The organism is Psychrobacter sp. NC44, assembly GCF_904846655.1.
Taxonomy (GTDB): domain Bacteria; phylum Pseudomonadota; class Gammaproteobacteria; order Pseudomonadales; family Moraxellaceae; genus Psychrobacter.
The window spans coordinates 74,603-98,504 of record NZ_CAJHBN010000002.1 but is presented as its reverse complement, the minus strand read 5'-3'; the positions used below and the strand labels follow the sequence as shown (position 1 = coordinate 98,504).

At 43.6% G+C, this 23,902-nt stretch carries 12 protein-coding genes; 5 read left to right on the top strand and 7 right to left on the bottom strand.

The window, feature by feature from the left end:
- Window positions 1-58 precede the first annotated feature (58 nt).
- The 6 genes from cydB to JMX95_RS01710 form a co-directional block, all read right to left on the bottom strand.
- Window positions 59-1,075 (bottom strand): cytochrome d ubiquinol oxidase subunit II, encoded by a 1,017-nt coding sequence (cydB, locus tag JMX95_RS01735; protein ID WP_201559863.1) that lies wholly within the window; start codon window positions 1,073-1,075, stop codon window positions 59-61.
- Window positions 1,075-2,571, bottom strand: coding sequence for a cytochrome ubiquinol oxidase subunit I (locus tag JMX95_RS01730; RefSeq protein ID WP_227675926.1), 1,497 nt, complete (start codon window positions 2,569-2,571; stop codon window positions 1,075-1,077). Before JMX95_RS01730 ends, cydB begins: the two co-directional genes overlap by 1 nt.
- Before the next feature lie 503 nt (window positions 2,572-3,074).
- Window positions 3,075-5,549, bottom strand: a complete 2,475-nt coding sequence (locus JMX95_RS01725; RefSeq protein ID WP_201559862.1) for an esterase/lipase family protein — start codon at window positions 5,547-5,549, stop codon at window positions 3,075-3,077.
- A gap of 320 nt (window positions 5,550-5,869) precedes the next feature.
- On the bottom strand, window positions 5,870-7,030 hold the full coding sequence (locus JMX95_RS01720; RefSeq protein ID WP_201559861.1) for a tetratricopeptide repeat protein: 1,161 nt from the start codon (window positions 7,028-7,030) through the stop codon (window positions 5,870-5,872).
- Between the two features lie 279 nt (window positions 7,031-7,309).
- Window positions 7,310-7,948, bottom strand: coding sequence for a 2-polyprenyl-3-methyl-6-methoxy-1,4-benzoquinone monooxygenase (gene coq7 / locus JMX95_RS01715; RefSeq protein WP_201559974.1), 639 nt, complete (start codon window positions 7,946-7,948; stop codon window positions 7,310-7,312).
- A gap of 198 nt (window positions 7,949-8,146) precedes the next feature.
- Window positions 8,147-9,478, bottom strand: a complete 1,332-nt coding sequence (locus JMX95_RS01710) for an MFS transporter (protein ID WP_201559860.1) — start codon at window positions 9,476-9,478, stop codon at window positions 8,147-8,149.
- Between the two features lie 464 nt (window positions 9,479-9,942).
- Here JMX95_RS01710 and JMX95_RS01705 point away from each other — a divergent pair, with 464 nt between their 5' ends.
- Both JMX95_RS01705 and JMX95_RS01700 read left to right on the top strand, forming a co-directional pair.
- A complete protein-coding gene (locus JMX95_RS01705; RefSeq protein WP_201559859.1) occupies window positions 9,943-13,500 on the top strand; it encodes an autotransporter assembly complex protein TamA in 3,558 nt (1,185 codons plus the stop codon).
- A 165-nt stretch (window positions 13,501-13,665) separates the two neighbouring features.
- Window positions 13,666-18,660: a translocation/assembly module TamB domain-containing protein gene (locus tag JMX95_RS01700; protein WP_201559858.1), complete on the top strand. Its 4,995-nt coding sequence runs from the start codon at window positions 13,666-13,668 to the stop codon at window positions 18,658-18,660.
- A gap of 258 nt (window positions 18,661-18,918) precedes the next feature.
- Here JMX95_RS01700 and hemP read toward each other — a convergent pair whose 3' ends face one another.
- Window positions 18,919-19,077, bottom strand: a complete 159-nt coding sequence (gene hemP / locus JMX95_RS01695) for a hemin uptake protein HemP (RefSeq protein ID WP_227672156.1) — start codon at window positions 19,075-19,077, stop codon at window positions 18,919-18,921.
- 296 nt (window positions 19,078-19,373) lie between these two features.
- Here hemP and JMX95_RS01690 point away from each other — a divergent pair, with 296 nt between their 5' ends.
- From JMX95_RS01690 to JMX95_RS01680, 3 genes are all read left to right on the top strand, one after another.
- The gene (locus tag JMX95_RS01690) at window positions 19,374-20,477 is read left to right on the top strand and encodes an NUDIX domain-containing protein (protein ID WP_201559857.1); all 1,104 of its coding nucleotides are present in this window, start codon (window positions 19,374-19,376) and stop codon (window positions 20,475-20,477) included.
- Window positions 20,478-20,917: 440 nt separating this feature from the next.
- Complete coding sequence (locus JMX95_RS01685) at window positions 20,918-22,096, top strand: lipocalin family protein (protein WP_201559856.1); 1,179 nt, start codon at window positions 20,918-20,920, stop codon at window positions 22,094-22,096.
- Between the two features lie 339 nt (window positions 22,097-22,435).
- The gene (locus JMX95_RS01680) at window positions 22,436-23,881 is read left to right on the top strand and encodes a glyceraldehyde-3-phosphate dehydrogenase (protein ID WP_201559855.1); all 1,446 of its coding nucleotides are present in this window, start codon (window positions 22,436-22,438) and stop codon (window positions 23,879-23,881) included.
- Window positions 23,882-23,902 lie beyond the last annotated feature (21 nt).

Below are 23,902 nucleotides of genomic sequence, written 5' to 3'. Positions count from 1 at the left end.
AAAGTGTAGCCACTGCTCATATTTGCAGTAGCCACATTTTTATATCCTTTGTTTACCCTTAGTACATATGCTCATGTCCAGTTTTACCCTTAAAGGTGTAATAGGCAAAAGCGGTATAACTCAGGATAATCGGTAGCATTATGACGGCACCAACTAACATAAAAGATAGTGAGGTGTCAGCTGCGGCTGCCTCATAAATCGTCATCTGATACGGTACGATGTATGGGAACATGGCGAAACAAACCCCGATATAGCCCATCAAAAACAGTGCCACAGTCAATAAGAAAGGACGATATTCGCGCTTGCCACTTAAGTCTTTACGCATCAAGAAAAATAATAGTAAAACTATAATTGGCATTGGCGCTAGATATAATAGACCTGGGAAGCCAAACCAGCCTTCGAGGGCATTAATGTCTGAAAAATACATAAACGCTGTGACGACGATCATTGCCACTACCAAAGCAGATAGCATCCAGCCAGACACTTTGCGTGCCCAGACTTGTAGGGTATGCTCAGTTTTGATAATGAGCCATGTAGAGCCAAGCAAGGCATAACCAATAATCATGGCAAAGCCGCAGACGATCGAGAAAGGTGTGAGCCAGTCAAATGGCCCACCAGTATAGAGACGGTTGCTTGCCTCAAGACCTTGTACAAGCGCCCCAAGCATAATACCTTGAGAGAATGTAGCAACGACTGAACCAACAAAAAAGAAAGTGTCCCATACGTGACGACGTGACGATGCTTTGAAGCGAAATTCAAATGCCACACCGCGCATTATTAGACCGAATAGCATAAAAGTAACAGGCAGATAAAGCCCCGTCATAATGATGCCATAAGCCACTGGGAAAGCAGCGAACAAGCCGCCACCGCCCAATACTAGCCAAGTCTCGTTACCATCCCAAAACGGGGCAATAGAGTTCATAATGCGGCTACGGTTTTTATCTGAGCCAGCAAAGGGAAACAAAATGCCACAGCCCAAATCAAAGCCATCAAGCAATACATAGATAAAGACGGATAGAGCGATCAGTCCGCCCCAAATTAAAGGTAAGTCTAATACATCACCGTAGTTAAACATTAGCGTAACCCTCCATCATCGACGTCGTTTGCAGGAGTATCTATATCTTCTTCAGTACTCTTAGCAGGATTGCTATCGCCACTGAGCGCACGACCTTGGCTTTCGGTCACTGAGTGCTCATAGAAATTATCATCAGCAGGGTCTTCGTACGGTTTTGGCCCCTGAGCGATCAAGCGTAGAATATAAAAACTGCCTGCACCGAAGACAAATATATAGAGGACAATAAAACCAATCAACGTAGTTGCCACTTGCTGTGCTGCGAGCGGTGACATGCTTTCTGCGGTGCGTATCACACCATATACAGTCCATGGTTGACGACCTGTCTCGGTCACAAACCAGCCCGCCAGTAATGCGATAAAGCCAAGTGGCGTCATCATCATCCAAGCACGGTGGAACCAGACACTTTCGGGGTTATATTGTTGTTTTTTAAAGTATTTATAGAGACTAAATAAGCCGACCAGCACCATTAACATGCCAATACCAACCATGATGCGAAATGCCCAGAATACAATCATCACCGGTGGTTGGTCTTCAGGTGCCCAGTTTTTTAGGCCTTTTACTTCGCCATCTAACGAATGGGTAAGAATCAAGCCTGAAACATAGGGGATGCTTATTTCATATTTATTGGTTTGGTTTTCTTGGTCAGGAATAGCGAATAAGCGTAACGCTGCGCCGCGCTCATCCTCCCAAATACCTTCCATCGCTGCGACTTTGGCTGGCTGATGCTCTAAAGTATTTAGACCATGCTCATCGCCAATTAATACTTGAGCGGGTGCGATAAATATGGCCATAATCATGGCCATACCTAGCATGACACGACCGTGCTGGCGATGTTCAGTATGCTTTTTAGATTGAATATAATAAGCACCAACCCCGCCAATGACAAAGGCAGTTGTCAAGAATGCCGCTGTCATCATATGAGCATAGCGGTAAGGGAATGAAGGGCTAAAGATGATCTCAAGCCAGTTGGTAGGATATAAAAGACCATCTGCGCCCATCATAAAGCCTTGCGGCGTCTGCATAAAGCTGTTGGCGGCTAAAATCCAAAAGCCTGAAATCAGTGTACCAATGGCGACAATGGCAGTGGAAGCAAAGTGCATACGTTTGCTCACGCGCCCCCAACCAAACAGCATAATACCTAAAAAAGACGCTTCTAAGAAAAACGCGGTCAATACTTCGTAGGCGAGTAGGGGGCCCAAGACGTTACCGGCTTTGTCAGAAAAGACCGCCCAGTTAGTACCGAACTGGTAGGACATTACTACACCGGATACCACGCCTAAGCCGAAAACAACGGCAAATATCTTGACCCAGTGTTTATAAACTTCAGCATAAATTGGCTCGCCTGTTTTGAGCCAACGGAATTCAAGCACCGTTAACCAGCTGGCAAGTCCGATAGAAAAGGCGGGAAAGACAATATGAAACGAGATAACAAAAGCGAATTGGATACGCGCGAGCATCAGCGCATCGAGCTGGTCAATCATAAACGTAGCGAACATAAACGGTTACCCTTATCTGTTAGCTGAATAGCGCTGGCTTCCATAAAACGCTCAAGTAACTGCCCGCAATCGTCTATAGATTAAGGTAAAAAATAGTACGGGCAATGGCTCAGTGTTGATTAGCGAGCAATCTTAGGGATAGAGTGCGGCTAAGCTAACGACTGTTTAGCTGAATTAAGTAATTTATATCCCTATAAATTAATACATTACTGTCAGGTGCTGTCAATATATTATGCGCTTCCCTCGATACACACGCAAGCTGCGCAACAGATTGGTCGCATACCTGATAGTCATTAAAAACTGCTGAGATAAACCCAGATATATCAGACTAATCGCTTGGGAAAACAAGGTGTTATCAAGTTTACCTTAATAACAGTAATGTTTTATTTTTGTCCTAGTATAGGCACAAATATCCAACAGAGTACAAAGTTGCAAAGCCATCTGCTTTACTCTTAATTTTAAAGTGCAAAGACCAGTGCAGTGCTATATGACATAAGCAATCATTATTCCTGCAATTGTTTATGTAAAATCTGGCGTAATGTCAAAATAGTTTGCGGGTTAGTTTGAATGCTATGACCACCGCTGATAATCGTCTCAGAAGCCGCGCCATCGAGATGAGCGCTGGTATAAGGAACAATACCATCTGATAAACGTTCAGTTAGTGCCTGGCTGATATCTTCATTGACAGTGACGGCTGCAACCAGTGGTTGGGCAGAGAGCTTTGAGCTATCAGAAGGGCTACTGGTACCGACTGTTTCATTTTCAATGTCTTCTTCTACTGCTTGTGACAAATCAACCTTTGCACCAGCTGGCTGCATTTGCGCCAGTCCTTTGGTAATGTCGGCATCATTATTGGCAATGATAGAGTGATAGGTCACACGATCATTGATGGTGATGTCTTTCGTCAGCTGTATAAAAGAGGATTTGTCGCTCAGTTGACTTGCGCCATTTTGTAAATATAATGCACCCAAAGAATTTTGTGCCAAATCACCCTGCGTGGCAATAGTTGCTAAATTGTCCGTGACAGTTTTTACCAAACCGACTGGCAAATAGACAATACGGCGCAGTGCCCGAGTGAACCAGCGATCTGCATAGTCAGTTCCGCGAAAAGGCGCTGATAAAAAGACAGCCGTATCTACTTGTGGTAAGGCTTTTAGCTCAAAGCGTTCTTTTAGCTGATCTTCGCCAAATGATGCTTTAAGTGCGTCACGAATCTTACGTTTTTCACTATCAGACAGCACATTTTGATCGTCTAATCGATCTAGGTCATCGACCAAGTTTTCATCAGATAGCATCATGCGGGCGATAATGGCACCCATACTATGACTGATAATCACGCTGTTTTTGCTGGCACGATTTTGTCCTTTAGGATCAGTTTGCTGGTAGGTGCTGTTGATTAACTGTTGTATTTGATAACGGTTTTCTAAAATGGGCAAATTGGTTGGATAGAATATCTGCCACACTTGATAGTTATCACGCAACTTATCGTCGTTGAGAATATCGTTGGTTAAATTGACCCAAGTGGCAGGGCTAGAAGCCAAACCATGCAGCATAATCAGGACGCGCTTATTGGGATCATAAGGCTCAAGCATGAATAATTTGGGCAGTCTGGCCTCTGGCTGGCGAGTGATTAAATTGAGATAACCGACGCCATCCAGTTGGTTCTCTGACAGCCACAAGCCATAACCTGCAGAAAAGTTAGCCGCCAGTGGATAGTCACTATTAAGGATATTGACGCTTTCGCTTTGGTATGGGTTGTATAAATGAATATCGAGCTTGCGACTGCTTAGTACATCCAATACGCTATCGCCGCTTGGTTCAATCAATCCTGTTAATAGCAAATGTCCAGTAGGGTAGATACGCGAACTTGGCTTGCTCTCATCTGTGTCTCCATCTTTCTCATTGGCCAATCGACCTGACAATGATGACACTAATAATTGGCGAATCGTGGTGGTATAACGGTCATCTAGTGAGGCCACCAAGCTGATACCTAAGCCTGGACGTTTGCTAATTGAGTTAAGCCCAGAGAGGCGTAATTCGTAAGTGGAAACCAAGTCTGCTAGTGCAGAGGTCTGCTTATGTGCATTTTGCAAATAGTTATTTTCATTAGGCAAATAAACACCAAGATCATAATCATCAATTTGTATTTTCATGACGTTGACTTGATCAGTAGGTTTACCTTTGAGCGGTGAATAATTGGCAATCGCGGCTTGGCTACTGTCATTAAGATTACTAGCGGATGTGGGCAAATAATCTACTTTGGTGCCGCCCATCAATTTATTTGAGCCGTTGGTTGATCTATAAAGCTGGGTTATCACATCATTACTGGCGGCATTATAGATGTCTTGGGTTTGAATATCGGTGTCATTTGGAATACGGTTCTGTGCCTGAGAGGGACTTTTATCTTGATCTGCGCCCTCAAAATCATGCGTCAAACTGTCATAAAATAAATAGGTATAACTGGATTTGATAGCATCGAATAGCCGCTCTTGATAACCTGTTAGACAGCGATTGGTGTTTTCTTGCTGGACTTTAGCTTCTGTATCTTCTAAAGGTGCGTTGGCATAATAAGGATCAAGTGGCGGGCGAGCCAGCGCATTGCGGCAGTCTTGAGAGGCAGAAAGCTGTCGCGCTTTTGCGTAGTGTAACTCTGCAAAAACTGCCAAAGCAGGACGGTAGTGTTCATTCAAAATACTGTCAGTAAGCTGAGTGAGGCATAAATCAAACTGCTGCATACAGGCTTGCTCATTGAGCCCTGCCGATAAGAGCGCTGATGCCGTGTCACTGCTGAGTTTTTTGGTGGTGACGATATTACCGCGCTGCGCAGTAATCGTCTTCGCTGACGCTTGCTTATTCACTGATACCGTACTGCACGCAGGTAGTAATGCTACCGCGGCTATCAAGGCGACTGATGTGATCGAAAATGGGGTTTTCTTAGCATGCGTCACCATATTTTTGATAGGGCTAGCGAAAGTCATAGGTGAGTCCAGTTAGTCGTAAAAGCATGATTGAGTCAGTAATTTATAAGAAGAAGTGTAGCGTAACTTTTCGCATTAAACTATTTTATTTAAATTTCAAAAATACGGTTTAAACTTGGATAATCGAATCGAACACGCATTTAATTAAGGTAGACAGCAAGTTGGGTTCAATGGAGTTTTGCTAGACATAAAAAAGCCCCTGACTCTATATTGAAGTAATTTCCATATAAAGTCAGGGGCTTAGTCGAGTCAATCTAGCTTATGGAGCAATCATAGTATTTGGTGAACTTACTTAATGACATTTAAACACCTAATCAATGTTAAGCACTAGGCTTAACATTGATGTCAGGCGCAGGTATATCCCAAATGTAGAATTTACCCTCTTCAATAAGTTTGATTTGCTGACGAATGATGTCATTGTTAGGGTTTTTCTGTTCAAGACGACGTAAGCGCTCTAGTGCGTTATCGCGGCGATCACTTAACAAGTCTGACTGTGCCAAGCTTTGCTCTGCTTCGGTATAGCCAAGAGACACTGCGCGGTCTAGGTATTTTTGACCTTCTTTGAAGCCGCCGCCTTCTGACAACATCATGCCATATAAGAAGTTGGCTTCGCCGCTATCAGGTTGCAGTTTAATGGCACGGTCAACATATTTTCCACCACGTATCGTATAGTCTGACCCCAAATCTAAGTTACGTCCCATGCCATTAAGTTTAGCAGCACGAATCAGTACATCATAAGAGGCATTTGGTGATTCAGCATAAGGCTGTATCCATTCAGCCAATACTTTGATTTTTTCACGCGTATAATGGCGCTGTGAGCGGTTAGGGAAGTTTGGTGGGTAATGACGGGCATTAGGTGATACGTCTTCGATGAAATCATCAAGCAAGCTCACATCTAGCTGATCGTTGTTATTACCGTTTTGCTGAGGAATCAACACGGTCGGTACAAAGCTTACGTCTGACAATTGCACTTGCGGCGTTGGTATATTGGCAAGCTGACCACTACGCAGGTCGACACCAGTAGCGGTCAAAGGACCAGGCTCATAAACTCGAGTGGTGCCAGTGAACTCAGGTATTTTTGGTGCTGGTACAACATCTTGTGGTTGCAATGTACTCATTGGCGCACGATACGGCTGAGCATTATTTGGTAAAGGAGCACTTTGTGGAACGCTAGTGCTTTGAAGGTCAGTTGGTTGAGTATTGGCTGTCACCGCCGCAGTCGGTAAAGTACCCTCTTGTGCTGTACTAGCCGCAGTCGGTCGAGCAAGGCGAATCACACGTTTGCTAGAATCCATGGCACTAGGCACCGATGTGGCAGTAGTATCGGTCTTTGCAGCATCTGTTGCCGCATTGGTTTCTGCTGCATTGACAGGCGCTGATAATAGCATGGCACAAGCTGTTGCCAGTGCTGTCAGAGTTGCCAGTTTAGGCGACTTGCTAGACGAACGGGCAGAGAGAGTCGATTGGTTGATGGCTTTCATAAAAATCGTTACCTTAATTTATTTAGTTGTTATTTAGCAATTGAATGGTTATTAGCTCATGTCTTTGCGGCAAAATCATACAAATTTTTAATACCCTAACAAATTCAACTGAGCGCTATCAGTAGTAGGATTGTTAATAGTAACGCGATAGCGTGTACGTCATGCCAGCGACAGCAGGGTAAATGAAAGCAATATCAATAATAAAGCGCACTGTAATTACCCTCACAACGAACTTACCATCACAACCTATCGCTCAAAATCTGCTATCAAAGATGGCAATTACAAGTGATATGCCGTGGCTTTCATGCGATTGGCCATCCAGCGCATAGTATGACGTACAGGTGGTGATAACGCTGCGCCGCCATTTGCTAATGCTAGCTCACGATGATGCAACTCTTCAATATCCATTTGTGCCAGTATCTCTTTTGAGCGTTTATCGTGCTCTGGTAATTGGGTGATATGGTCTTGTAAATGTTCGCTGACTTGAGCTTCTGTCTCTGCGACGAATCCCAAACTAAATTCATTAGAGATGGCACCCGCGACTGCGCCAAGACCGAAAGACATGCCATACCATAATGGCGTAAAGACACTGGCATGACTGCCAAGCTCGTTTAATCGCGTCTCGCACCAGACCAAATGATCGACCTCTTCTTCGGCTGATTGCTGCATGGCTTGCTTGACGCCACTGTCTTTGGCGGCAAATGCTTGACCATGATACAGACCTTGCGCGCATACTTCACCAGTATGATTGATACGCATCAATCCTGCGACATGTCGCGCCTCGGTGATAGTGAGCTCAGGAATCTCGTCACTGCTGACTGGTAGTGGACGAGTGCTAGGGTTTGAATGTGGTACGACAGCTCGTAATGCCTTATCGACCCCAAGTAATAATTGGTCGACTTTGGATAAGGGACGCAGGGCCATGATTCACTCCTGATGGCTTAAATACGATCAAAAAATTAAACTTATCTGTTCTTCTAAAAACATTGTCTGTTTTTCTAAAATAATGATAGTGATTAACGCATAGACATTACTATAGCAAACAATCTAAATTATCAGCACCAATATTATCCATTTGATAACACACCGATTGCTATAGCAGCATGTCAATCTTACTTATGGAGCCACTTCATCATGCGTTTGGATGACCGCATTTTTAATATGTTTATTGAGTTTACTGTATAAAAAGGCACCGAAGGCAATGTTTATGAGTCCTGTCACCAAAAATAACTGAGGTAAATTGAATCCCAAAGCGTTCAAGATCACGATAGAGAAAATCGCTGAGGTGACCATAAATATCGCGTTAAAGATATTGTTGGCACCAACGACGCGCGCGCGGTGGCTCTTGGGTGCATAGGCTTGCATAGAGGCATACAACGGTACGATGTATAAACCGCCGCTAAAGCCCAAAAAGAATAAATCAGCAAACACGCGCCAGCTGCCACTCATCCCAAATAAATCGCTAATACCAAGTAACGCCTCACTAGTAACGTTAATATTCAATCCTGACAGCGAAAAGTATAAGTCAATCGCAAAAATACTTAAGCCGGCGATACCAAAGGGCAAAAGACGTAAGCTGACTTGGTTTTTGGTTAGTGATTTGCATAATAATGAGCCAATCGACACACCAACAGAAAACAAGGTTAATAGGAAAATAACCACTGATTCATCACCATGTAAGATGACCTTGCTGAATTCTGGCGTTTGGGTCAAAAACGTCGCGCCATAAAACCAAAACCAGCTATTACCAAGGATGACAAAGAACAAAAAAGGCAATGAATATAAGTAGCGCACCGTCGCCACACTAGTGGTCACAATGTTCCAGTTGATTTTTAGGTTTGGCTGCATCGCTGGCATGTGGGGTATCAATCGTGCGACAAAATAACCCAATACGGCGATGACCAATACGGTCACACTTATCCAATAGAGCGGCTGCGCTATCTGAGTTAAAACACCCGCGATAATCATACCGAGCAAGATCGCTAACGATGTTCCCATTTGAAACAAACCATTAGCACCAACCAATTCATCTTCTTTCATCGCTTGTGGTAAGTAGGCGTATTTAATAGGCCCGAAAAAAGTAGATTGAGTACCCATGAGAAACAACGCAACAAATAACAATGCATACCATTCAAACACGAACCCTACTGCCGCAATCACCATAATTACGAACTCAAGCAGCTTAATCAATCGTGTGAGTTTTGATTTTTCGAATTTATCCGCGATTTGTCCTGCCAGCGCAGAAAACAAAAAATAAGGCAAAATAAACAACATCGCGGCCAAGTTATTCAAAATACTGACTTCCATGCCCAACTGACTCGCAGCGGTGTAAGTCAAAACCAGTATGAGCGCTTGCTTAAAAATATTGTCATTAAACGCGCCCAAAAACTGGGTAAAAAACATGGCGCTAAAACGGCGGTGCTTAAATAATTGAAACTGATTGGCCATGAACATTCCTACAGACGGGTCGCGGTTGCTAGATCAAAGAAAAGCGCTGAATACCGCTTTTAAAGTGAAAGTAATTATCGATATAATTATTAACAGTATCAAAAACTTATCGAAATATAGCATAGGTTTTATCAATATTAAGCCGTATAATAGCAAGGCTTTGGTAAAAATACATGCGCTCGACGCTATGATTTCATAATTATCTAAGTTATGATTTGTAAATTTTGCATGGTTGCGTCGCGAGGTGTGAGTAATGGCAAAGGCTTGCTACCACTCACGCATGTCTATTTTTTGATAAAAACATGGTGCTAATCTGACACCAAGGTTTGCGTTATAAACGGTCATTATCCAAAGCAAGACAGTAAACCATAATTCAGCCAACTGCTATAAGTTTATTCACCGGTAAGACTAGGCGATTGTTATCGTTCATAATATTGTGCCGCGTGAGGTGATAGGAAATACACATGAAACACCAGCCTTCAACGCTTGCGCGCAATGTATCGATGATGCAGTGTGATACGGATAATGTTCGAGAGGATATTGAAATTCAAGATTTTCAGAGTGACCGTTTTCAAAAAACACGTCGTGCAGCAGCTATGGCAACTCATGGCAATGCGCCGCGCATTCATTTTACGCGCTCAGCACTTTTCACTGCGCTAGCGACCAGCCTGGTGGGTTTCGGTATGGCACCTGCTGCATTGGCTGATACCACAAATAATGTCAGTTCTCCTAAACAACCTACGAGCAATCAAATAGCTGTCGATCAATCAAACAGTCAATCAACCAGCACTCAATCGACCACACTGTCAGATGATGATACTCAGCTCGATATCGCTTTGGATGCATTGCGCCTAAAAAAGGCAGTAGAGCAGGGCATTATCGATCAGTCAGTATTGGATGAGTACAGCGAACAAAGCCTAGGCATTAAAAAGTCTGATGCTCAAGATAAAAGCGCTAAAAAACCAGCTGCTCAGTCTCAGGGTATGGCCAATTCTCAGGCAAATGCCATGGATAATATGGCTGGCGCAAATAATGCTCAGCTCGATCTTTCCAATAACGCCAATGATGACTTGTTGCAACAAGCCGCAGCCATACAGCAGCAGGGTTATCAGATGATGACGCCTGAAGAGATTGATCGTGAGCTGGCTGCGATGGACATGCAGAATGCCAAAGATATTGATGACATCAATAATAGTACCAACGTTAACTATAACAATTACAGTAACAATAATAATGATATCAGCAATAACGATCGAGATTTTGACGCGCCAATTGCTACATTAGATGATACAACCCCGCCTATTGGTTTAGATGTGGATTTGGATGCGACCAATCTGCCAGCTCCTAACAATCTTGAGACATTAGGTAGGAATGAGAGCGCTGCTGAAAGTGCACAGACGGCTGAAGTTATGTCGCGTCCGATCGATGTTAGCGACTCTGTCAGTAGTGGGCGCGTGGATGGAACCGGTACTTTCGATAATGAGATTGTTGCCAACGCCAGTGATGAGACCAATGAAGATGGTACAACGTCAGATATCATCAACCCTGATGACTACTTGCCAGACTATCAAGCGGACTCTCAGGGAATAAACCAGAGTATCGAACAAGCTAGTAAGCCCAAGCCAATGGCGCGTAATAAAGGCAATATCGTGAAACGCCTTTATAACCGTTTATTCAATGCAGGTGTGATGGCATTACCACATGTAGATACTACAATTTATCTACGGCAAGCGACCGCTGAAGGTACTGTCAATGGTAAGCCAAAGCTCACCAAAGCGGATAATGACGTTCAGCCCATGAAAAACATCAAGGCTGCCCTTGATGATACGACGGTTCAGTCAGTTACCGACTTTACGGCCGCCTTGCCACGCCTGCGCCAAACAGCATTAGAGGCAGCCCAAGCAGTGGGTTACTATGATATTACGTTACGCCTACGTCAGCGCAATGCTGACACGATCGATGTCATTATCGAAGAGCTGGGCGAGCCGGTACGTGTGGACAGCCGTATTGTTGAGATTCGCGGTGAAGGCAGTGAACAACCAGAATATATAGCACTTGAAAAAGACTTGCCGCCACAAGTAGGCGATATCTTCAATCACCGTGTTTATAAAGATAGCAAGGCGGCCCTTGAGTCGCTGAGTAATACTTATGGCTATTTTGATCAATATTGGCTCAACAAATCCGTCGATATTATCTTGCCAGATAATACAGCAGATGTATCGCTGGTCTACAACACTGGTGATCGTTATGAGTTTGATGACGTTGTGTTTTTTACATACGATGAAGAAACCAACACCTTAACCCAAGATCCTGACAAGCTACCTGTTGAGTTGCCACTATTACAACAGTTGTTCGACTTTAAGCCCGGCGATCCTTTTTATCGTCCAGCGGTGACCGAGTTTAGCAATGACTTATCAGCGACTCGTTATTTTAATACGGTCAACGTTGAGTCGATATTGCCGCCAGATGAACGCAGTGAAGCCAGTACTTTGGCTTTTGATAACACGCCTACCAATAATAGCGGCACACTCGACGACGATATTAATAGTGATGGCGCCTTAGACATTGCGGGTAATAATGGTGCTGAAAGCTCAGCTGCTTCTAATAGTAGCCGTGTTAATCAAGACAATAACGCTGATGATGGTGATGAAAATAACGCAGAGAGTGAGGGTAATACGACTGCTAATAGCGGTGAAACAGTCAATCCCGCCGACATTGCGGCGATCGATTTTGAAGCTGATGCAGCTACACTTGATAAACTACAAGCTATCAAACAAAAAGCAGAGCGTTTGAGCCGCTTACCAAATGACCGTGTATTGGATGAAAAAGACCAAGAAGCGGACAATCTTTTGGGTAAAATAAGCGACGGCATCAGTAATATTGCGCAAAAAATATTCCCTGATGAAGAAAGCTTAATCACTGATGAAAACTTTGTACCACCAACGCTGGCTGGTCGAAAAACCCCGCAACAAGTGGCAGAAAGTAAAAAAGTACCGTTGTATGTTTTTGTCTCTTCAAGTAAGCCGCGCGATGCCCAAGTAGGTCTTGGTTACGGCACAGATACGGGCGTGCGAGCGACGGCAAAAATAGACTATAATTTGCTCAATCGTAAAGGCTACCAAGCTGGTGCAGAGACCGAAGTTTCCAGAATTACTAAAAACGTCGCTGTTTATGCCAGTCGACCTTGGAAACATCCACTTAACGATAAATTAGATGCGCGTCTTACCTATGAAGAAGAGGTCATCGACCAAGGTGAAGGCAACTTTGACCTATCTACTACGACGCTAAAAGCAGCATTGGCACGTAATATTCGCCGTGACAGTGGCTGGAATCGCAGCTACTCTGTGAATTACCGTTTAGATGAGCTAGAGACTGGGGTCGATGAAACAGAGTTGGACGATCTACCTATTCGCTTTACTTCATCTAAGCCTAAGCAGCAAGCGCTGCTATTCGGTTATGGTATGAACAAAACCGATGTAGACAGTGTGACCAATCCGACTCGCGGTATGCGTCAGTATTACTCGCTTGAAGCAGGAGCTGATAAAGCCCTTAGCGACACTAATATGGCAATCATTCGCGCGGGTGTCAGCGGCATTTATAGTTTTGGCGATGAGCAAAAGCATCAAGTGCTGGGCAGTCTGAATACAGGCTACATCTGGGCAGATGATTTTTATGATGTGCCTTATAAATTACGCTTCTTTGCGGGTGGCGATCAAAGTATTCGTGGTTATGACTATGAGAGCTTGTCACCGCTCGACAAGGGCTATTTGACTGGTGGGCAAGTGCTTGCGGTTGGTAGTGCAGAGTATAACTATGAATTTAAACCAGGATTCCGTGGGGCATTCTTCACTGATGTGGGTAATGCTTACGACAAAAACTTCGAGACTGAGACAAAGGTCGGCGTCGGTGTTGGTATCCGCTGGGCATCGCCAGTCGGTGTGGTACGAGTTGATGTGGCTGCTGGCGTGACAGAAGAAAGCATACCCGTTAGACTGCATTTCTTTATTGGCTCGCCTTTATAGCCATGTAATCCAGTAGTGACATCATTTAGCGCGTATTGAACATTATTAAGTCGTCTCCGTTAGTGACATAGAGACAGGTTCAATACGCGCTATTAGCAATATCCGTTGTATTTCTTATTTATCGTGCCGATTGCCGGTGACCATTCTTTAACGTAGTTGAGTGTCATGCTGACAAAAAATACCCCGCCTAATAACGCCCCAGATGAAGATCCAGCACAGCGAGACGCTCGTGCCGTCAGACGTTGGTATCCGCTGTCATTTTTGCTCAAATTACTGGTGCTTATTTTAATTGTGCTGGCCATCATGTTTGCCGTGTTTTTTTACGCAATGGGCACAGAGTCGGGTACGAAGTTTATATTAGAGAAAGTCAGTGCTGAGACGGGCATTGATTTTAAATATGGTCGCGGTAATTTACGTGATGGTATCTGGGTCACTGATATCGATATCAAGGCGACTGAAGACCTTGAAGTATTGGTTGATAAAGCTTACGTCAAGATAGGCTGGCGTGCCATATTTGCCAAAGAAGTGCATCTGCGTGATGCAGACATACAAACCATTGAGATTATCAATAACAAGCCACCAACGGGTGAGCCGTTCGATTATAAAACGTTACAGCTACCAGTGAACTTACGCTTTGATCACGCTAAAATAAAAAATATTACTTATAAACAAGTGACCAAAGAGCCCATCGTTGTGCAGGATATTGTTGCCCGTGATTTGACATGGGTCGGTAGCACGGTAACGGTTGGTCGCGGCGATTTACAATATGCTGATATCGTCAAAATCAGTGCCTTACAAGGTGAAATTGATTTACAAGGCGACTATCCGCTAGATTTAAGCGCGATTGCAGAAGTCAGTGCGCTAGAAAAAGCCTATGTTGACCCATTGAATATCACAGCAACAGGGACGCTAAAACGTACGGTTGGTAAGGTTCGTAGTCGTTACAATGACAGCGATGTGAGCGGTGATTTTGTTGTACAAGGTTTAGATCAGGATTCGCCGTTCCAGGCAAAATTGCAATGGGATGATATTTTGATCCCTTATGCTGAAAGCCAAAAAATTCGTTTAAAAAGTGGTACTGCTACCGCGACAGGGGTTATCTCTGAAATACGTCTGCGTATCAATACTGAGCTGACGGCTAAAGACATTCCGTCTGGTCACTATCAAGGTCGCGCCGTCATTGCAAACAGTCAGTTACGTATTGATCGCTTAGATGCTCAGGTGCCAGCTGGAAATTTAATTCTGCAAGGTATTTTAGATTGGCAAGACAGTTTTGATGCAAAAGTACGAGCGACAGGTAGCAATTTTGATATTCGCCGCGTTATTCCTAATGACTATGTTGATTTCAAAGCATATGCACCGCAAAAGCTGAATGGTCGACTGTCATTACATTATCAGCAGCAAAACAGCGCTGGTAACATAGAGCTTGATGCAGATTTGCGTCAACGTGATGGCGAGCATGTGAATGCTAATATCGTCCAAGGCAAAACGTCAGCGAAGTTGACACAGGTAGCGCCTTGGTATATCGATGCCAAATGGCAAAACCTAATCCGCCGCGATGTGCCTAATATCGGTAATATTGATAGTCCGCGTGGACAGGCGAATGTCATCATTCGTGGCTCACGGTTATCAGTAGATGCCAATGCAGTCATTAATGAATTGAATGCCGCTCCTAAAGGCAACTATGATGTGCGCGTGCGCAAAGCTGGGGATGTCATCGACATCAATCGCCTGAACTATAAAGGGGTCGTGGGCGACTTATCAGGTACTGGGCAGATTCAATTGGCAAATAAAAAGCGTCCGCTCACATGGCAGATAGATGCGCGTACCAATGGATTATTACCCAAACAGTATCGCAGTGATTTGCCGCTTGAGCGCCTAACCGGTAGTGTCAGCGCGCGTGGTCGTTTATTGACTATTACTAAAGGTGGCGTTAGTGGTCAGCGTCATATTATTAATTTAAAAAATACCGACTTGCAGGCGCAACTTGATGCGACTCAAGATGGCCGTGCTATTGGCATAACGGGTGCGGGTGATGCCAAAGTCGATATCGTTGGTGGCGAGCTGTCTATGTTCGATGCGCGCTTCAATGGGCAAGTCGATACTGCAGATGTACCAAAAGGACGCCTATCTATTGATGCGGCTGGCACGCCAAAGTTTATCAGTATTCGTAAGCTTAATTACAATGGTGAAGCGGGCGAAGTGAATGCCAAGGGCGTCATCGATTTGCGTAAAAATATCGGCTGGACGATAAATGGCCGCTTCGATAAATTTAATTTGGGTTATTTCCTGCCCAACAATCCAGCGATTATTACCGGTGACTTGAAGACCAGCGGCGAGTGGCAAACGGCATCCAAAAACAATGCCAATACCGCAGGCAAACTGCAACGTTTTGCGGTGAATTTTGATGGAGTGCTAGATGCTGAGCAATTGCCAGCGGGCAAGCTGACCATTGATGCCAGTGGTGATGATCAGCTGATTCGTATCAAGCGTTTCCGTCATGTGGGCGCGGCAGGCAGTATTGACGCCAAAGGGACGGTTGATGTACGTCAAGGCATTGCATGGGATATTGACGCAGTGATGGATCGTTTTAATATTGGTTATTTCCTCAAAGATACCCCAAGCCTTATCACCGGTACTATCGATACGGATGGGCGCTGGAGTGACTCGCAGCAAATCATTAATATCAAAAAAATTGATTTAAGAGGTATGCTAAAGGGTCAACCGCTTAGTGCCAAGGGTAGCTTAGCGGCGAAGATGCGTCTGCCAAAAGATTTGGCAAGCTATTTCAAGCGTCTACAAACGCAAGATGCACAGGCGCAATATAAGCAAGTAAATGCCTTGATAGACAGCTTAAACGCGGATAATTTAGTGCTACGTTGGGGTGATAATTATGTCACTGCTAATGGCAATGCTAAGCAATTACAAACCAAAATTAATATCACCAGTCTGGATCAGTTGTCAGATAAATTGGCTGGCAAAGTCACTGGCGGTGCGACCTTATCACAGCCAACAGGACAAGCGCTGCCAACTATTTATATCGATTTGGTTGGTGAGCGGATTGCGCTGCCGGGCTTTATTTTGCGCCAAGGTCGCGTGCGCGGTAAGCTGGTCAATTTGGCAAACAGCCCAAGTCAACTTATTATCACCGCTGAAGGCTTAGATGCAGCTGGACAGAGTTTTAAAAGCGTTAAAGCAACCTTTAATGGTACTGAGCAGGCGCATGTAGTCAATCTTGACGTTGCCAATGAGCAGCTTACGATTGGCGCAAGGCTTAAAGGCGGCTTCAATCGGGATAAACTAAGCTGGTCTGGCGTCATCGGTAAGGGCCGTGTTCAATCCAAATATGCGACCTTAAATCAGTTACAGCCAGCGCAGTTAATTGTTAATTTACCCAACAATCAAAATGGCAATACTACCGATTTAAAAGTACAGTTGGCAGCGCACTGCTGGCAGGCCACCGATCAAACGGGCAAGGTGTGCTTACGTGAAAACTTAATCGCGTCACCTGATAAAGGTGAGGTGAATATCGCCTTACAAAATCTAGATACGTCATTACTATCGGTCTTTTTACCCAAAGATATCGACTGGCATGGCAAAATTAATGGTAAGGCGATTGTTGGCTGGCAACGTGGTCGTCCACCGACGATTAATACCACACTGTATTCAGACAACGGCAAAATCGGTTTGATTCAAGATGGTGATAGTTTACCCGTCACTCTGCCTTATAAGCGGGTCTCATTGATTGCACTGTCCGTCCCTGAGGGCATCAAACTACGTACCGATATTAACACTGGTGGCGGTGCGCGGGGCTATGCTGAAGTGGTCGTTGATCCTTATAAGACACCTAAGCCAATTTCGGGCGCTTTGGTATTGAATGAGCTTAACCTTGCGATATTCAAGCCTTTCTTCCCAGGTATGCGAGTGCTAGAGGGCAATGTCACGATGGCAGGAGGATTGGGCGGTACATTAGATAAGCCGCAATTCTATGGCGATGTGAAACTTGCTAATGGCCGTATTGCGATGCTTGATTTGCCCATTAATTTAACCAATGTAAATACTGACGCCAAAATTCGTGGTACGCAAGCGACTATTGATGGAACCTTTAGCAGTGGTACGGGTAAAGGGGTTTTGACTGGGACAGTTAATTGGCAACAAAAACTCCAAGCCAAGCTTAGCGTCAGCGGCGAGCGTTTGGTGATTACTCAGCCACCATTGTTAGTGGCAGAAATCAATCCTGATATTGATATCATCGTGCGTCCAGGCGATCGTTATGTCGATATTAAAGGGGCGGTCAGCGTACCGTCAGCGACCATTCGTCCGCCAGAAGCCAGCGAAGATATCATTACTCAAACCGAGGATGCAGTAGTTCTTGATCGTCGTCTCATTGGCAATATTGATGAGGTATTGGCAATATCGAAACCTTGGTCAATCAATGCGGATATCGGTGTCGACTTGGGTGATGATATCAACTTCCGTGGTTTTGGTGCCGTTATTCCTTTAGCTGGTGCGATTAATATCACTCAAAATGGCACGGGTGTCATGCGTGCGAAAGGGGTGGTGCAAGTATCACGTCGTACCAATATCAACGCTTTTGGTCAGAACCTAGAGCTTAACTACGGACAAGTGCGCTTCAACGGTGATGTGATGAAACCTAACCTCAGTATTGAGGCGGTTAAAACGATCAGTGGTAAAACGGTAGGTGTGCGTGTCAAAGGCAATACAGAAAGCCCCAATATTATTGTCTTTAATAATGCAGGTTTGACCCAACAGCAGGCGATGAATGCTTTGGTGACAGGTCGAATTAATAACAAGGGCGCCACCCAAATCAGTGAGCAAGGCTTTAAATCGCAAGTGACGAATAACCTAGCCGCCGCGGGCTTAAGCTTTGGACTGAGTGGCACGCGCAATCTAACCAATCAAATCGGTCAGATTTTTGGTTTTCAGAGCTTGACCGTTGATGCCTCAGGTAGTAGTGAAGACACCAACGTCAACGTCACCGGTTACGTGACGCCTGACTTGTATATACGCTACGGAGTAGGGGTGTTTAATGCTCAAAATAGCTTATCTATTCGTTATCAGTTAACTCGACGTATTTATGTAGAGGCAACCTCAGCGGCAGAAAACGCGGTGGATGTGGTTTACAGTTGGCAGTTCTAAATCGCATCGTTTTATCCAATAAAAAACGCCTTTGAATGAAGGCGTTTTTTTATAGATAGGCTAGGGGGTGTCCTTAATTCAATCGATAGTCATCTAAATGGGTTTAAAATGGCTAAATCTTGCTGAACGGCGTCAAATAGCTGACTAATATCTCGATATTAGTCAGCTATTTTCCTTGTTTGACGGCAATTTATCTCATTTTTATCACCATTTTTAAAATGAGGACACGCCCTAATATTGATGATCAATGATATTAATCTATTTAGTCAGGATTAAGCGATTATTACGTGTCAAACGTAGTCGATACTCTTCACCCTCATGCTCGATACGCACTTCTTTAGTGAGTGCAAATAAGTGTTGTGATTGCAAAGTTGGTAAACGGTTTTCACGGCAATTCAAGTAACGAGAGATAACCATGCTCATAATAAATTCCTTTTGATAAAAAATGGCTGAATAATAATGGCGATACAGTAACTATCTTTAACGATAATAATTATCATTTACATTGAAGGATTTTGCAAGGTAATTGATAAAATAAAATGCAGTCATTGTGTAAACTTATCTAAAGCAACTTTTGTAAATGAGGTTTAAATAAATAAAAATCAGCTAATTGTTATTATAAATCAATAGGTTGGTTTTAAATCGACTTGGTTTTTTGAAAGTATAAACCAATCAAATCGCACTTTAAAAAAACAGTAATAAAGGAGACGCCGATGCCAAATGAAGCAGACAACCACATTGATAGCTCATTTAACAGCGAAAAAGTACTTATCGTAAACGTGGCAGTTGCGGTCATTCATCATAAAGCCCAATATTTACTTGGATTTAGAAACGCCGCCCAGCATCAAGGCAACCGCTATGAATTTGTAGGTGGCAAAATAGAAACCAATGAAAACGCCGAGCAGGCATTGATTCGGGAAGTCGCTGAAGAGACAGGTATTGAGATTTGTGACAATACGATGGTCAAGCTTGGACGTCTACATCATGATTATGGTGATAAACAGGTCAGTTTACAGATTTATAAGGTTGAGCTGACTGCGCAGCAGTATGAGGAGCATAAGCATCGCCAATATGGGCTAGAAGGTCAGGCGCTAACGTGGGTAAATAAGGCAGATTTATTAGCAGGAAAGTATCATTTACCCGCTGCTAACCAGACGATTCTCGAATGGTTGAGTGTGCCAACAACGATAGCAATTACCTATCCATTGACGCATTTTGATGCCTCACCTGATCCAATGGCCGCATGGCTGACTTTTCATCAAAATAAGCTAACAGCCAATGCTTGGGTATATATTCGAATAAAGGCAGCTGGCTCAGAAAGTATAGCAGCGCAGTTGATGCATATGCGTCCAGATATTAAGGCGATTGTCCCTTGTGATGTCAATGGACAGACCCTAACCACTGAAGCGCCGCTAGCAATGAAAGATACAACCACTGCCAATTCAATCGTTGCCAATCATCTGTCTCATACCGCATTGTTACAATGGTCGAAGGATACACAAGATACAGTGCTGTCTAAAAATTATCCGTTAATAGTCAGTTGTCATGATGCCGCTAGTATTGATGCTGCCAATAAACTGGCTCATACTCGGTTACAGCAGCAATTACCGCCCGTCATTGGCGCCTTTTTGTCTCCTGTACTAGTTACCCATACACATCCTGATACTGTGCCACTTGGTTGGGAATCATGGTCAGCATTGGCACAATTGGCTGACATGCCGATTATCGGTTTGGGTGGTTTATCACCTGTGATGATTCATCAAGTATTAGAGCATGGTGGTATCAGTGTTGCTGGTATTCGACAGTTCTTTGAATAGTAAAAAACTAATAGAGGGAGTGTTGGCACCAATGCTGACCAGTCCTGAACCAGAATTGGCATTAATTGGCATCTATCAGGGCAAATAATTGATTTTTAATATATTTATCCAATCAGTAACTATGTGTTTACTCGGTATTTATTCTGCTGCATAAACGCATAGTTACTTACAAACCGTTGCTTTTTCCTACATTGCGACACTGTTTTAATAGTCGAGCTGCCATTAATATATATCACCTAAACAAAGAGTACTTACTCTATATTCTTATAAGCGAATTGCTTATCAATATACCTCTTAAGTCCTCTCATAATATTTGGTTTTTACAGCGCCAGCTTTTACATTCAATATATTTTTAAAAGTTGAAGACGCACAGAAGATGAGAGTACATATAGGGCATATAAGAAGAATAGTTAACAGTCACTATCAATAATGGTACCTCTATGAAAACCAATAAGTTACCTCAATCAGCATGGTCTGATACAAAGGAAGCTGGTTCTCAATCTAAGCAGACTACCCAGTCGCGCCACTATCATCTGAATGAGGATAGTACACGGCAGACAGGTCATGCCAGCAACGATGCTAGCTACAACCATGATAATCTAAATGACCAATATTCTACCCATCTGGCAAAAAAAACGTCTTCGCAAGATCACTATTTTGGATATAAAAGCGCCGATAAGAGCCCACTACGGGCAAAAGAGTCTGCTATGACTAACAGCAACAATAACAAAGATGGCGATTCAAAACATAGCGAAAGCAGTAATTTCGTTAGTGATTACTGTATCAAGGATAGTGGACGCTACACTAACGATTATAAATGGTCACAAGAGCTGAGCGAAAAAGAATCTGGACAGAACCACCATTCAAAGCAAAATACTGATTCATCATCAACCTCTACTTACTCATCATACAAAGAAATACCGGAGCGTATATTTATGAATGGACTTATCAAGCATACGGGCATAGCTCTAGCTATTATCATACCATTAGCTGCATTTTCAGCGTATGCGGCGACGCTACCAGTCAATGCTACCGCTGACATGACTGCTAACGCCACTATTGATAGAACCACTACAGAGACACTGTCAATTAAGCCAAATGCCATCATTCATAAGTCTGCAAGTACACCGACCACAGTGGATAGCGTTGATCTAAAAAGGTATGCAGGGACATGGTATGAGATAGGTCGTTTGCCCATGTATTTTCAGCGCAATTGTGCCAGTAATGTCACCGCCAATTATACGGAAAAAACCGATGGTTCAGGTATCATAGTCACTAATAAATGCGTACAGAAAGACGGTTCTGGTATTACTTCTGAGGGTATCGCTAAGCCTGTTGATGAGTCAGGCAGTAAGTTAAAGGTCACATTTTTACCATCGTGGATTCGTTGGTTGCCAGTTGGTCGTGCCGACTATTGGGTACTAGCACGTGATGCTGATTACAAGACTGCTTTAGTAGGAACACCTGATAAAAAATATTTATGGTTATTGGCGCGTTCGCCAAATGTCACTCAAGAAACCTATGCCAAATATCGTCAAATCGCTCAACAGCAAGGCTATGACTTAAAAGAATTTAAGTTAACCTCGCAGACCAATCAAACGGTTAGCCTCGTTCCATAATGAGCATCACCTATTAGATATTGGGTTAAATAGTAGTGTTACTTCATCATCCACTATTTGATACTGGCAATAATAAACAAAAAGGCAGCATAATTGGCTGCCTTTATTTTCATAATAACCTGCACAACTCAATAAAATGCTTTATAAGCGCTAGCAGATCGGTTATCACTGGCAAAATAGGCCGTTTTAGGCTAAAATCTAGGCGATCTCAATACTCTATATCAATAACTGACACCGATATCGTGCGGTTGCCATACTAGAGTGATTGCGTAGACCACACATAATCTATCTAATCTGTATTCTCTATCATTTACTGATCACACATTACTGACCATAAGGATGTTTCTCGTGAGCAACGCTGATACCTTACGCCAATTACATCAAGACCACTTAAGCAACTACAACAATCAAGAGCAACAAGCGATTGAGCTGATGGGGCTATTGAATAAGCTCTATAATGAGCAAGACGTACAAGTAACCTTGTTCGGTGACACGTTAAATACGACGTCAGTTGGTCAAATATTGGCATTGCATCAAAAAGTAGCCTTGCGTAACCAAGAGGCTAAATCTATTGATATCGCTGACACTTTAGCCATGGTTAAAGCGCTAGCGGCTAATGATAAGCTTCAGTCTGCACAGGTTGATGTTGGTCAATTAATCGCTAATGACAGTGATTTACAAGCAGCACTTCAAGCCGTTAATAGTGATGACACTACGGTTAATCCTGCGACTGATGTTGTGCTATACGGTTTTGGTCGTATCGGTCGTATTTTAACTCGCCTGCTATTATCACAAGCGTCAAGTGCTAAAGGTATGCAGTTAAAAGCCATAGTTGTACGTCCTGCGGCATCTGGCGATTTGGCCAAGCGCGCCTCATTGCTAGAGCGTGATTCGATTCATGGTAGCTTTGCTGGTGGCGTGGTGGTTGATGATGAAAACAACGGCTTGATTATCAATGGCCGCTTTGTTCAGGTCATCTACGCCAAAGATCCAAGCGAGATCGATTATACGGCTTACGGTATTAATGATGCGTTAGTGATTGACAATACGGGCATTTGGAAAGATGAAGCGGGTCTTGGTAAGCACTTGCAATCGACTGGTGTGAAAAAAGTCCTATTAACAGCCCCAGCTGGCGGTGAGATTAAAAACGTTGTTTATGGTGTAAATAACGATACAGTCGGTGAAGATACAATCGTCAGTGCGGCGAGCTGTACCACCAACGCAATCACCCCAACGTTAAAAGTATTGAACGATGAATACGGTATCGAAAACGGTCACGTTGAAACGATTCACTCATTCACTAACGATCAGAACTTGATTGATAATTATCATAAAGCGGATCGCCGTGGTCGTAGTGCTGTATTGAATATGGTTATTACCAGTACGGGTGCTGCTAAAGCGGTTGGTAAAGCACTGCCAGAGCTTAGTGGTAAACTAACGGGTAATGCCATCCGTGTACCAACGCCAAACGTCAGCTTAGCGATTTTAAACTTGAATCTTAAAACAGCACCAGAAAATGCTGATGCGTTAAATGAATTCATGCGTAAAATCTCTAATAGCAGTCAGTGGCAAACACAGATTGCTTATACAGATTCTACTGAAGCGGTATCGACGGATTTTGTTGGTGATACCCATGTAGGTATTGTCGATGCCCAAGCGACTATTTTGACCGACAATCATGCCATTGTTTATATCTGGTATGACAATGAAGTTGGCTATAGTACGCAAGTATTACGTTTAGCCACACAAATGGCAGGCATCAGTTATACACAGATTCCAGCTTAATACATTTGTACAGCAGTAGTG

Coding starts and splice junctions, on each gene's coding strand:
- cydB (WP_201559863.1), bottom strand. CDS start 1,075: ATGTTTAACTACGGTGATGTATTAGACTTACCTTTAATTTGGGGCGGA.
- JMX95_RS01730 (WP_227675926.1), bottom strand. CDS start 2,571: ATGTTCGCTACGTTTATGATTGACCAGCTCGATGCGCTGATGCTCGCG.
- JMX95_RS01725 (WP_201559862.1), bottom strand. CDS start 5,549: ATGACTTTCGCTAGCCCTATCAAAAATATGGTGACGCATGCTAAGAAA.
- JMX95_RS01720 (WP_201559861.1), bottom strand. CDS start 7,030: ATGAAAGCCATCAACCAATCGACTCTCTCTGCCCGTTCGTCTAGCAAG.
- JMX95_RS01710 (WP_201559860.1), bottom strand. CDS start 9,478: ATGGCCAATCAGTTTCAATTATTTAAGCACCGCCGTTTTAGCGCCATG.
- JMX95_RS01705 (WP_201559859.1), top strand. CDS start 9,943: ATGAAACACCAGCCTTCAACGCTTGCGCGCAATGTATCGATGATGCAG.
- JMX95_RS01700 (WP_201559858.1), top strand. CDS start 13,666: ATGCTGACAAAAAATACCCCGCCTAATAACGCCCCAGATGAAGATCCA.
- hemP (WP_227672156.1), bottom strand. CDS start 19,077: ATGGTTATCTCTCGTTACTTGAATTGCCGTGAAAACCGTTTACCAACT.
- JMX95_RS01690 (WP_201559857.1), top strand. CDS start 19,374: ATGCCAAATGAAGCAGACAACCACATTGATAGCTCATTTAACAGCGAA.
- JMX95_RS01685 (WP_201559856.1), top strand. CDS start 20,918: ATGAAAACCAATAAGTTACCTCAATCAGCATGGTCTGATACAAAGGAA.
- JMX95_RS01680 (WP_201559855.1), top strand. CDS start 22,436: ATGTTTCTCGTGAGCAACGCTGATACCTTACGCCAATTACATCAAGAC.